The 12,406-nt window shown below is 59.6% G+C and carries 12 protein-coding genes; 10 read left to right on the forward strand and 2 right to left on the reverse strand.

The features are described from left to right. Positions 1 to 4 precede the first annotated feature (4 nt). Positions 5 to 2,389 carry an efflux RND transporter permease subunit gene (locus AB7M29_RS17005; protein WP_048394525.1) on the forward strand — a complete coding sequence of 795 codons (2,385 nt, stop codon included), beginning with the start codon at positions 5 to 7 and terminating at the stop codon, positions 2,387 to 2,389. Between the two features lie 177 nt (positions 2,390 to 2,566). Here the strand turns inward: AB7M29_RS17005 and AB7M29_RS17010 are convergent, their stop codons facing one another. Together AB7M29_RS17010 and AB7M29_RS17015 are read right to left on the reverse strand one after the other, a co-directional pair. Beyond that, positions 2,567 to 3,286, reverse strand: a complete 720-nt coding sequence (locus tag AB7M29_RS17010; RefSeq protein WP_032835696.1) for a FadR/GntR family transcriptional regulator — start codon at positions 3,284 to 3,286, stop codon at positions 2,567 to 2,569. Positions 3,287 to 3,508: 222 nt separating this feature from the next. Then, complete coding sequence (locus AB7M29_RS17015; RefSeq protein ID WP_217854716.1) at positions 3,509 to 5,245, reverse strand: IlvD/Edd family dehydratase; 1,737 nt, start codon at positions 5,243 to 5,245, stop codon at positions 3,509 to 3,511. Between the two features lie 193 nt (positions 5,246 to 5,438). On the opposite strand from AB7M29_RS17015, the gene AB7M29_RS17020 reads away from it, so the two are divergent. The 9 genes from AB7M29_RS17020 to AB7M29_RS17060 all read left to right on the forward strand — a co-directional run bounded on the left by AB7M29_RS17020 (position 5,439) and on the right by AB7M29_RS17060 (position 12,405). Continuing rightward, positions 5,439 to 6,761: an MFS transporter gene (locus tag AB7M29_RS17020; RefSeq protein ID WP_217854717.1), complete on the forward strand. Its 1,323-nt coding sequence runs from the start codon at positions 5,439 to 5,441 to the stop codon at positions 6,759 to 6,761. A gap of 152 nt (positions 6,762 to 6,913) precedes the next feature. Next, a complete protein-coding gene (araD1, locus tag AB7M29_RS17025) occupies positions 6,914 to 7,906 on the forward strand; it encodes an AraD1 family protein (protein WP_454247355.1) in 993 nt (330 codons plus the stop codon). Between the two features lie 10 nt (positions 7,907 to 7,916). Next, on the forward strand, positions 7,917 to 9,497 hold the full coding sequence (locus AB7M29_RS17030) for an aldehyde dehydrogenase (NADP(+)) (RefSeq protein ID WP_454247356.1): 1,581 nt from the start codon (positions 7,917 to 7,919) through the stop codon (positions 9,495 to 9,497). A 200-nt stretch (positions 9,498 to 9,697) separates the two neighbouring features. Then, positions 9,698 to 9,994 (forward strand): DUF5629 family protein, encoded by a 297-nt coding sequence (locus AB7M29_RS17035; RefSeq protein WP_038984082.1) that lies wholly within the window; start codon positions 9,698 to 9,700, stop codon positions 9,992 to 9,994. After that, entirely contained in the window at positions 9,987 to 11,156 is a 1,170-nt protein-coding gene (locus AB7M29_RS17040) for a lactonase family protein (protein ID WP_454248721.1), read from the forward strand. Before AB7M29_RS17035 ends, AB7M29_RS17040 begins: the two co-directional genes overlap by 8 nt. Positions 11,157 to 11,311: 155 nt before the next feature. Then, positions 11,312 to 11,491 (forward strand): hypothetical protein, encoded by a 180-nt coding sequence (locus AB7M29_RS17045; RefSeq protein WP_007901164.1) that lies wholly within the window; start codon positions 11,312 to 11,314, stop codon positions 11,489 to 11,491. Positions 11,492 to 11,697: 206 nt separating this feature from the next. Further along, entirely contained in the window at positions 11,698 to 11,823 is a 126-nt protein-coding gene (locus AB7M29_RS17050) for a hypothetical protein (protein WP_264082243.1), read from the forward strand. 115 nt (positions 11,824 to 11,938) lie between these two features. After that, positions 11,939 to 12,151 carry a hypothetical protein gene (locus AB7M29_RS17055; protein ID WP_048394513.1) on the forward strand — a complete coding sequence of 71 codons (213 nt, stop codon included), beginning with the start codon at positions 11,939 to 11,941 and terminating at the stop codon, positions 12,149 to 12,151. Next, entirely contained in the window at positions 12,148 to 12,405 is a 258-nt protein-coding gene (locus AB7M29_RS17060) for a hypothetical protein (protein ID WP_217854719.1), read from the forward strand. The genes AB7M29_RS17055 and AB7M29_RS17060 overlap by 4 nt, the downstream gene beginning before the upstream one ends. Position 12,406: the final 1 nt, after the last annotated feature.

The raw sequence follows: 12,406 nt of genomic DNA on the forward strand, positions 1-12,406 counted from the left end.
GTCTATGACATCCTTAAGCACTCCTCATCAGGACAAGGCGACGTTTCTTGAACGCCTGATTTTCAACAACCGCCCGGCAGTCATCGTCATCTGCCTGCTGGTCAGCGTTTTCCTGTTCTGGCAGGCGACGTTGATCCGGCCGTCCACCAGTTTCGAAAAAATGATCCCGCTCGAGCATCCGTTCATTGAAAAAATGATGGAGCACCGCAACGATTTGGCGAACCTGGGCAACACGGTGCGGATTTCCGTGGAAGCCACCGACGGCGACATCTTCTCCAAGGAATACATGGAGACCCTGCGTCAGATCAACGACGAGGTGTTTTACATTTCCGGTGTCGACCGTTCCGGCCTCAAATCGTTGTGGAGCCCGAGCGTGCGCTGGACCGAGGTGACGGAGGAGGGCTTCGCCGGTGGTGAAGTGATTCCCCAGAGCTATAACGGCTCCCAGCAAAGCCTCGACCTGCTGCGTAACAACGTGCTCAAGTCCGGGCAAGTCGGGCGTCTGGTGGCCAACGACTTCAAGTCGAGCATCGTCGACATCCCGCTGCTGGAGTCCTACCCGGACCCGCAGGACCAGGGCAAGTTGCTGGCGCTGGATTACCGCAAGTTCTCTCACGAACTTGAAGACAAGATCCGCAACAAGTTCGAAGCCCAGAACCCCAACGTGAAGATCCACATTGTCGGGTTCGCCAAGAAAGTCGGCGACCTGATCGATGGGCTGGTCATGGTGGTAATGTTCTTCGGCGTCGCCTTCGTCATTACCCTGATCCTGCTGTACTGGTTCACTAACTGCATGCGCAGTACCGTGGCGGTTTTGAGCACCACGCTGGTGGCAGTGGTCTGGCAGTTGGGCCTGATGCACTTCTTCGGTTTCGGGCTTGATCCGTATTCGATGCTGGTGCCGTTTCTGATCTTCGCCATCGGGATTTCCCACGGCGTGCAGAAAATCAACGGTATCGCCCTGCAGTCCAGCGAGGCGGAGAACGCGCTGACTGCGGCACGCCGCACATTCCGTCAGCTGTTTCTGCCGGGGATGATCGCAATCCTCGCGGATGCGGTGGGCTTTATCACGCTGTTGATCATCGACATTGGCGTGATTCGTGAGCTGGCCATCGGCGCGTCCATCGGCGTGGCGGTGATCGTGTTCACCAACCTGATCCTGCTGCCGGTGGCGATTTCCTACGTCGGTATCAGCAAACGCGCGGTCGAACGCAGCAAGAAAGATGCGCACCGCGAACATCCGTTCTGGCGTCTGCTGTCGAACTTTGCCAGCCCGAAAGTCGCACCGATTTCCATTGCCCTGGCGCTGATCGCTTTCGGTGGTGGCCTCTGGTACAGCCAGAACCTGAAAATCGGCGACCTCGACCAAGGCGCGCCGGAGCTGCGTCCGGACTCGCGATACAACAAGGACAACAGCTTCATCATCAACAACTACTCCACCAGCTCTGATGTATTGGTGGTGATGGTCAAGACCAAGTCCGAAGGTTGCTCGCGTTATGAGGCTATGGCGCCGATCGACGAGCTGATGTGGAAAATGCAGAACACCGAGGGCGTGCAGTCGGCGATCTCGCTGGTGACCGTGTCCAAGCAGATGATCAAGGGCATGAACGAGGGCAACCTGAAATGGGAAACCCTGTCGCGCAACCCGGACGTGCTGAACAACTCCATCGCCCGCGCCGATGGCCTGTACAACAACAATTGCTCCTTGGCGCCGGTGCTGGTGTTCCTCAACGACCACAAGGCCGAAACCCTGGATCGCGCCGTGCATGCGGTGCAGGACTTCGCCAAGGAGAACAACAAGGAAGGCCTGGAATTCATCCTCGCCGCCGGTAATGCCGGGATCGAGGCGGCCACCAACGAGGTGATCAAACGCTCCGAACTGACCATTCTGATTCTGGTGTACATCTGCGTCGCGACCATGTGCATGATCACCTTCCGTTCCTGGGCGGCGACCTTGTGCATCGTGCTGCCGCTGGTACTGACCTCGGTCCTCGGCAACGCGTTGATGGCGTTCATGGGCATCGGCGTGAAAGTGGCGACCTTGCCGGTGGTGGCGCTTGGGGTGGGGATTGGCGTGGACTACGGGATCTACATCTACAGCCGTCTGGAAAGCTTCCTGCGTGCAGGTCTGCCGCTGCAAGAGGCGTACTACCAGACGCTGAAATCCACCGGTAAGGCCGTGCTGTTCACCGGTCTGTGCCTGGCGATCGGCGTGTGCACCTGGATCTTCTCGGCGATCAAGTTCCAGGCTGACATGGGCCTGATGCTGACCTTCATGCTGCTCTGGAACATGTTCGGCGCGTTGTGGCTGCTGCCAGCGCTGGCACGGTTCCTGATCAAGCCGGAAAAGCTGGCAGGGCAGAAGGGCAACTCGCTGTTTGCTCACTGACCGGTTGCTGAAACAACAAAGCCGCAACCAAGGTTGCGGCTTTTTTATACCTCAAGTTCGACACAGACCCCCTGTGGGAGCGTGCTTGCTCGCGAATGCGGTTGTACATTCAGCATTGATGTCGACTGATACTCCGCCTTCGCGAGCAAGCCCGCTCCCACATTGGATTTGTGGCGGTTATGAGGGATCGGTTCCCAGCACCACATTCAGCGCACTACGCGCATCATCCAGCTGCACCAGCGTCGCATGCCGCGCGCCCAGCGCATCACGATTCTCGATAGCGGTCAGGATCGCCTTGTGCCGTGGCATCGCCAATTCATGCAGATTCGGCCGTTGATTTGAATGCTTCAAGGCTTCGGCAATCGCCACCGACAGCATGTTGCACAGGTTCGCCAGCAAGTCGTTATGAGTCGCGTCGGCGATGCGGCTGTGGAAATCAAGGTCCGGTTGCAACAAGGCTTCAGGCGTCGGTGCCGCTTCCATGCGCTGGTAGGCTTCACCGATGGAGGCGATGTCTTCATCTGTGGCGAACTGCGCGGCCAACGCGGCGGCGGCCGGCTCGATGATGCTGCGCACGCTGGTCAGCAGATCAAAGAATTCATTTTGCGGGCTGCTTTGCATCAGCCAGTGCAGCACGTCCGGGTCGAGCATGTGCCATTCCTTGCGCTGCTTGACCACCGTGCCGACCCGCGGACGGGAATACACCAGGCCCTTGGCGACCAATACGCGAGTGGCTTCGCGCAGCACCGGCCGGCTGACCGCGTATTCCTCGCACAGCAGGGCTTCGGCGGGCAGTTTGTCGTCCGGTTTGAAACGTCCCGAGACGATCTGCATGCCCAGTTCCTGGACGATGCGCGAGTGCATGCTTTTGCGGTCGGAGGGTTTGCGGTAATCCATGGGGAACGGCGCGATCCTGTGCGATGGGGTGCCGCGCATGATAGCAGGCGCGGCGAGGACGGTCGCCAGAGCAAGCGCAGTCCTGAAGCATACGGGGATTAAATGTGGGAGCGGGCTTGCTCGCGAAGGCGGACTATCAGTCAACATCAATGTTGAATGTGATGGCCTCTTCGCGAGCAAGTCGAATCGTCGCACCGCCGCTCCCACATTAGATTGATGGTGTCAGTGAGAATGGCGCGGCACTTCGGACCCTCGGCAACCAACCAGGAAGTCGAAGTCGCAACCCTGATCCGCCTGCAGCACATGGTCGATGTACAACTGACGATAACCGCCCACGATCAATTGCTGTGGCGGCTGCAGATCCGCCATGCGCGCCGCCAGCTCTGCATCTGGAATGTCCAGGTGCAAACGCCCGTTGGCGCAATCAAGCTCGATCCAGTCGCCTTCCTTCACTGTCGCCAAGGGGCCGCCGGCCGCCGCTTCCGGCGCCACATGCAGTACAACCGTGCCGTACGCGGTGCCGCTCATGCGTGCGTCGGAAATCCGCACCATGTCGGTCACGCCCTGGGCCAGCAGCTTGGCCGGTAATCCCATGTTGCCGACTTCGGCCATGCCCGGATAACCCTTCGGCCCGCAGTTTTTCATCACCAGAATCGAATTGGCATCCACGTCCAATTCCGGGTCGTTGATCCGCGCCTTGTACATGTCAAAGTTCTCGAACACCACCGCACGGCCACGATGTTGCATCAATTCGGCACTCGCGGCGGAAGGTTTGAGCACCGCACCGAGTGGCGCCAGATTGCCGCGCAACACACAAATACCGCCGTCGGCGCGGATCGGGTTGTCGAGGGTGCGGATCACTTCGTCCTCGCCGTAGATCGGCGCGTCCTTGGTGTTTTCGCCGATGGTTTTGCCGTTGACGGTGAGGGCATTCGGATTCGGAATCAGGTTGGCTTCGCCGAGGCGACGCAGCACCGCGGGCAAGCCGCCGGCGTAGTAGAACTCTTCCATCAGGAAGCGCCCGGAGGGTTGCAGGTCGACGATGGTTGGCATGCCGCGACCGATGCGGGTCCAGTCATCCAGGTCCAGCTCGACGCCGATGCGCCCGGCGATAGCCTTCAAGTGGATCACCGCGTTGGTTGAACCGCCGATGGCGGCGTTCACCCGAATGGCGTTTTCGAAGGCTTCCTTGGTGAGGATTTTCGACAGTTTCAAATCTTCGCGAACCATCTCCACCGCGCGCATGCCGGACATGTGTGCCAACACATAGCGGCGCGCATCGACCGCCGGAATCGCCGCGTTGTGGGGCAGGGAAGTGCCGAGGGCTTCGGCCATGCAGGCCATGGTCGAGGCCGTGCCCATGGTGTTGCAGGTGCCGGCCGAGCGTGACATGCCGCCCTCGGCCGCGAGGAAATCGTCAATGGTGATGGTGCCCGCCTTGACCTGTTCGCTGAGCTGCCAGACCACCGTGCCCGAGCCGATATCCTTGCCCTTGTGCTTGCCGTTGAGCATCGGCCCACCGGTGACGACGATTGCTGGCACGTCGCAACTGGCCGCGCCCATCAGCAGCGCCGGGGTGGTTTTGTCGCAGCCGGTGAGCAGCACCACGCCATCGATCGGGTTACCGCGAATAGCTTCCTCGACGTCCATGCTCGCCAGGTTGCGGGTGAGCATCGCGGTGGGGCGCAGGTTCGATTCGCCGTTGGAGAACACCGGGAATTCCACTGGGAAGCCGCCGGCTTCGATCACCCCACGCTTGACGTGCTCGGCGATTTGCCGGAAATGCGCGTTGCACGGGGTCAGTTCCGACCAGGTGTTGCAAATGCCGATGATCGGCTTGCCGTGGAACTGATGGTCGGCGATGCCCTGATTCTTCATCCAGCTGCGGTACATGAAGCCGTTCTTGTCGGCGGTGCCAAACCATTGGGCGGAGCGCAGGGTGGGTTTCTTATCAGACATGATCGGTTCTCTTATTGTATGACTATATTGTTCGAGCTACGGCGTAACATAAGCTCAATTTCGGCTGTTTGGAAGTGTTGTTGGTTAAATAGTATTACTATATAGTCGTTTTCAACGGAGGGATGGCCCTGGCGGTTTTCTGCGAGAGGCGTCCCCCGAGGTTCTATAACAACAACAATCGGAGACCGAACTCATGAGCCAGGAACTGCGGCTTATTCGTCGCATCACGCTGAAACTGATTCCCTTCCTGATCCTGCTGTACCTGATCGCCTATGTGGATCGCTCCGCGGTAGGTTTCGCCAAGCTGCACATGGGCGCCGACATCGGCCTGGGTGACGCGGCTTATGGCCTGGGTGCCGGGCTGTTCTTCATTGGTTATTTCCTGCTGGAAATCCCCAGCAACCTGATGCTCGACCGCTTCGGCGCCCGGCGCTGGTTCGCGCGGATCATGGTCACCTGGGGCGCTATCACCATCGGCATGGCGTTCGTCCAGGGACCGAACAGCTTCTATGTGATGCGCTTTCTGCTCGGCGCGGCCGAAGCCGGGTTCTTCCCGGGCGTTCTGTACTACATCACCCAATGGTTCCCGATCCGCCATCGCGGCAAGATCCTCGGGTTGTTCATCCTTTCCCAACCCATCGCGATGATGATCACCGGCCCGGTGTCCGGCGGCTTGCTGGGCATGGACGGCATTCTCGGGCTGCACGGTTGGCAGTGGCTGTTCATCGTCATCGGTACACCCGCGATCCTGCTGACCTGGCCGGTACTGCGTTACCTGCCGGACGGCCCGCAACAGGTGAAATGGATGGACCAGTCCGAGAAAGACTGGCTGACCGGCGAACTGAAAAAAGACCTGGAGGTGTACGGCCAGACCCGCCACGGCAATCCGCTGCATGCGCTGAAGGACAAACGTGTGTTGCTGCTGGCGCTGTTCTATCTGCCGGTGACCCTGAGCATCTACGGTCTCGGTTTGTGGTTGCCGACGTTGATCAAGCAGTTCGGTGGCACTGATCTGGTGACCGGTTTCGTGTCATCGGTGCCGTACATCTTCGGGATCATCGGTTTGCTGATTATTCCGCGCAGTTCTGATCGCTTGAATGATCGCTACGGTCATTTGGCGGTGCTGTATGTGTTGGGCGCCATCGGTCTGTTCCTCAGCGCCTGGCTGACGGTGCCGGTGCTGCAATTGGCGGCACTGTGCCTGGTGGCGTTCGCGCTGTTTTCCTGCACCGCGGTGTTCTGGACCTTGCCGGGTCGCTTCTTCGCCGGCGCCAGTGCGGCGGCGGGGATCGCGTTGATCAACTCGGTGGGCAACCTCGGCGGCTACATCGGTCCGTTCGTGATCGGTGCGTTGAAGGAGTACACCGGCAATCTGGCGTCGGGGTTGTACTTCCTGTCCTGCGTGATGGTGTTCGGCCTGGTGCTGACGGGTGTGGTTTATCGGCTGCTGGAGCGTAAGCATGTGCTGCCGGCCGATGAGTTTGCGGCCAGTGCGCGTGGGGCTACCCGTATCTGAGGTCAACACAATTCAAATGTGGGAGCGGGCTTGCTCGCGAAGGCGTCGTGTCAGTCACCAGTGATGTTGAATGTGATGGCCTCTTCGCGAGCAAGCCCGCTCCCACATGGGTCCTGCGTTGTTTTGAAGTTTTGCGTCAACAGGAGAAAATCATGCGTTTAGTTCAGTTCGAATTGAGTAACGGCGAACGCCGTGTCGGCGTGGTCGAGGACGGCCTGGTGCGCGAGGTGCAGGATGCGCGCTCGGTGCGGGATCTGGCGCTGGCGGCGATCGAGGCGGGGGGCAATCTTGAGCAACAGGTTCAAACCCTGGGGTTGGGCATCAGCCACGACTATTCAACGCTGGTGGCCAATCTGCAAATCCTCCCGCCGCTGGATCACCCGGACCCGGCGCACATGCTGGTCAGCGGCACCGGCCTGACCCATTTGGGCAGCGCTTCGGCCCGGGACAAAATGCATCAGCAGGTCGGTGACGAAACCGCGATGACCGACACCATGCGCATCTTCAAGTGGGGCGTGGAGGGCGGTAAACCCGCGACTGGCCAGGCCGGCGTGCAACCGGAGTGGTTCTACAAGGGCGATGGCAGTATCGTCGTGCGACCGGGCAAGCCGTTCCCGCTGCCGCCGTTTGCCGAAGATGCCGGGGAGGAGCCTGAACTCAGCGGTCTCTATGTGATTGGCCACGACGGCAAACCGTATCGCCTCGGTTTCGCGGTGGGCAACGAGTTCTCCGATCATGTGATGGAGCGCAAGAATTACCTTTATTTGGCCCATTCGAAATTGCGCAGTTGCAGCTATGGCCCGGAGCTTCGGGTCGGCGAATTGCCCCAGCATCTGGCCGGTACCAGCCGCATCCTGCGCGATGGTGAAGTGCTGTGGCAGAACGAGTTCCTCAGCGGCGAAGCGAACATGTGCCACAGCCTGGAAAACCTCGAGTACCACCATTTCAAATACAGCCAGTTCCTGCGCCCCGGTGACGTGCACATTCACTTCTTCGGCACCGCGACCCTGTCTTTCGCTGACGGCATCCGCACCCAACCGGGTGATGTGTTCGAGATCAGTCAGGCCGAGTTCGGCGCGCCCTTGATCAACGGCATTGAACCCGTTGAAGCGGCATTCGAACCCGGCACCGTCGGCACACTTTAAGGAGACACCCATGACCCGGATTTTTGGTCACAACTACATTGGCGGTCAGCGCAGCGCTACCGGCACCGTCAAACTCCAGAGCGTCGACGCCAGCACTGGCGAGGCTTTGCCTCACGATTTCTATCAGGCCACCCTTGAAGAAGTCGACGCCGCCGCGAAGGCTGCCGCCGCTGCTTACCCGGCCTATCGCAGCCTGAGCGCTGAACGTCGTGCGCAATTCCTCGATGCGATAGCCGATGAGCTGGACGCGCTGGGCGATGACTTTGTCGCCGTGGTCTGCCGCGAAACCGCGTTGCCGGCGGGCCGTATTCAAGGTGAGCGTGGTCGCACCAGCGGCCAGATGCGTCTGTTCGCCAAGGTCCTTCGTCGCGGTGATTTCTATGGGGCGCGGATTGATCGCGCGCTGCCTGAACGTACGCCATTGCCGCGTCCGGATCTGCGTCAGTACCGCATCGGCCTCGGGCCGGTCGCTGTGTTTGGCGCGAGTAACTTTCCGTTGGCGTTTTCCACGGCGGGCGGCGACACCGCTTCGGCATTGGCCGCCGGTTGCCCGGTAGTGTTCAAAGCCCACAGTGGCCACATGGCAACCGCCGAGTGGGTGGCCGACGCGGTGATCCGCGCCGCCGAGACAACGTCGATGCCGGCCGGTGTGTTCAACATGATTTACGGCGGCGGGGTGGGTGAAGCGCTGGTCAAGCACCCGGCGATTCAGGCGGTCGGTTTTACCGGCTCACTGAAGGGTGGTCGTGCGCTGTGCGACATGGCCGCGGCACGTGCGCAGCCGATTCCGGTGTTTGCCGAGATGTCGAGCATCAACCCGGTGATCGTGTTGCCTCAAGCGTTGGAAACTCGCGCTGAAAGCGTTGCCCGTGACCTCACGGCTTCGGTGGTGCAGGGTTGTGGTCAGTTCTGTACCAATCCGGGGTTAGTGATCGGCATTCGTTCGCCGCAGTTCAGTGCGTTCGTGCAGCAGGTGGCGGGGCTGATTGGCGATCAACCGGCGCAAACCATGCTCAATGCCGGTACGTTGAGCAGCTATGGCAAAGGCCTGCAGAAGCTCCTTGCGCATCCGAAAATTGAGCATTTGGCCGGCAACCCGCAACAAGGCAATCAGGCGCAGCCGCAATTGTTCAAGGCAGAGGTGAGCCTGTTGCTCGATGGCGATGAAGTGCTGCAAGAGGAAGTGTTCGGCCCGACCACGGTGTTCGTCGAAGTGGCGGATCAGGCGCAACTCAGTGCCGCGTTGAACGGCCTGCATGGGCAGCTGACGGCAACGATCATCGGTGAGCCAACGGACTTCGAACAGTTCGGCGAGCTGACGGCGTTGCTGGAGCAGAAGGTCGGGCGGATTCTGCTCAATGGCTATCCGACTGGCGTGGAAGTCTGCGACTCAATGGTCCATGGCGGGCCGTACCCGGCGACATCCGATGCGCGCGGCACCTCGGTGGGCACCCTGGCCATCGACCGTTTCCTGCGCCCGGTGTGCTTCCAGAACTACCCCGACAGCCTGCTGCCGGAAGTGCTGAAAAATGGCAATCCGCTGCGCATCCAGCGCCTGGTCGATGGCAAGTCATCGCGCGACGCGCTCTAACGGCTGATCACCATCCCTGTGGGAGCGAGCCTGCTCGCGATAGCAATCTGACAGTCACTGCGATGTTAGATGTGCCACCGTCTTCGCGAGCAGGCTCGCTCCCACATGTGTTCGGTGTCGTGTGCGAGTGTTGTGACCGACACGAGTCCGCTTCCACATTGAGCTATCATTGCCTCTTTCCCATTCAAAGATTGACTGCCATGACTGCCGTAAACGACACCTTGATCAACGCCCTCGAACACTGCGACATGCTGGAGATCGACGGCCTGCACGCGTTCGACTTCTCCCTCGATGAAGACGATAACCTGCACATCGAATGCATGGACGGTCGGGCGCTCAAGCGCTGGGAGTTCAGCGTGGCGCAGATCGCGGCGGCAACGTTTGATCCCGACTTGAAGAGCTGGATCATTACCGGCGATTCCGGCGAGCACCGGTTGGTGCCCATGGAAGCATTCGGCGGTGGTGACGACGAGGACGAAACGAATGAGGATGCGTAACTTCTGGCCACTGTTGATGGCCGGCAGCGTCGGTGCGATGGGCGTGCAGGCGGCACCGGCCGACAGTTACGAGTTGCTGGTGGGCTCCTACACCGCCGGCCAGAGCCAGGGGATTTATCGCCTGAGCTTCGACAGCCGTACCGGGCAGATCGACGCCAAACCCCTGCAAGTGGTGAAGAGCGCCAACCCGTCCTGGCTCGCCGTGTCCAAGGACCAACAGCGCCTGTTCGCGGTCAACGAAAACGGCCCGGGGCAGGCCGATCCGGTAGGGCGTGTCAGCAGTTATGCGATTGATCCAAAGACCCATGAATTGAGCCTGATCAGTCAGGCGCAAACCCTGGGCAACGAGCCGACGCACTCGAGCGTCAGCGGCGACGCCAGTCACGTGTTTGTCAGCAACTACTCGGTGGCTGAAGACCCGGGCGGCACCTTGGCGGTGTTGCCGGTGGGCACCGATGGCACACTCAAACCGGTGGTGCAGATGAGCAGTCATCAGGCCAGCCGGGTCAACCCCGAGCGACAGAAGTCGGCGCATGTGCATTCGGTGATTTCATCCCCGGATGGCCAATACGTGTTTTCCAACGACCTGGGGGCGGACAAGATCTTTGTCTATCGCTTCGATCCCAAGGCCAACCCGGAGCTGCCATTGACCGCCGCCAAACCTGCGTCCGTCCAGTTGCCACCCGGTAGCGGGCCGCGACACTTGCTGTTCAGCGCCGATGGCAAGCACGCCTGGCTGACCATGGAAATGAGCGCGCAGGTCGCGGTGTTCGAATACCGCGATGGCAAGCTTGAGCAAACGCAGTTGGTCGATCTGGCGGCGGGCCTGCCGACATCGGGCAAGGCTGCGGCTGCGCTTCACGCCTCGGCCGATGGCAAGTTCCTTTATGTCAGCAACCGTGGCACCGCCAATCAGTTGCTGGTGTTCGCCATCGACCCGGCGACCGGGCGCCTCAAGGAGCTTCAGCGTCGCTCCGTGGACGGTGATCACCCGCGCGAGTTCAGCCTCGATCCGAGTGGCAAGTTCGTGCTGATTGCCAACCAGAAGAGCAACCAGATTGTCGTCGTCGAGCGCGATGCCAAGACCGGTCTGTTGGGTAAAACCGTGCAGAAACTGCCGATGGATGCCCCGAGCGATCTCAAGTTCCTGGTGCGTCAATAGACCGCAGGCCCCGGTTGATGGGGCCTGCAACCTTCTATTAATGAGACTGATATCGGCTAATGCTACAAAGCATTTCAAGGCGCCGACCCTTGGGAGTTAAGTTTGCTTCACGGCCCCACCGGGCAAGCAAGCCAACTGAATCGAGGAATACCGCCATGAACTTCAATCTCTTCTCTGTCATCGCCGCTTCCGCTATCTCCGCCACTGTTGCACTGCCTGCCAGCGCCAACGTTGAAATCAGCGACAAAAAATCCCACGCCCAAAGCTATACCCAGAAATACCTGCAACAGAGCGCCAACTTCTACGCCGCGCTGGATCACAAAACCCAACACTGAAATATAAAGCCCTGCACCTTTTATGCAGGAGCGAAGTCACTTGCCGATCGAGTTGTAAGTATCGAAAAGCGCCGAAGTGATGTCGCTCCTGCATAACGCGTTTACGACAGTATCATATTGCTATCAATGTATTGATTGATATCACATAGCCATTAGTTTAGATTTGACGCTGATTTTTTGACTCCTTCCCTAAAAGGATCGACAGCATGGCGATGCGTCTGGCAGTGGTTCTCCTGTTTCTCTATTCCACCCCGATTCTGTCGGCCGCCGAGCCCGTTCCCAACGAGCCGGATGCGGCCCGCGAGCGCTTGATGAGCTTTATCGAGGACTGAAACACGCTGGGTTCATGATCAATAAAACTGATAGCTACTATGTATAAAGGTCGCTAGTTATCTTCTGTTTTTTGATCGATTCTGTGGGCACTGAAACATGCCCACGGAGAACACCATGGCCAGCGCAATCATCACTTCTGCCAAATACGGCGCCTACCTGGCCATCGGTCTTTACGTGGCCATGGTGTTGGTCGTCAGCCTTTCGACTCAATCGCAACAAAGCCATCAAGCACCGATCCAGGTCGCTTATCCCGCCATTCAATTTGAACACCGCGCGCAAAACGTAACGGTCGATCACGTTGACGTCGCGGGAGTGGTGGGGGCATGAAAGGACGCAAACTCTGGGTCATCGCCTTCCTGGCGTTCATGACCAATGGAGCTTCTTTGTTGGGGATCGGGCAGGGCTCGGCGGGGTCGGTGGCGCGGGCCATCGAATGCAACCACAACATCGCCCACAACATTCAGATGGCCAAGGCCTTGGGGTTGCTGGTGGGCAATCCGCCGATCAAACCCAATGGCGGATTCTTCGGGCCGTTCCAGGTTGATTGCTCGGCGTTGGGGATGTGCTCGGTATTGGCATGAA

The organism is Pseudomonas sp. F-14 TE3623 (assembly GCF_053629015.1).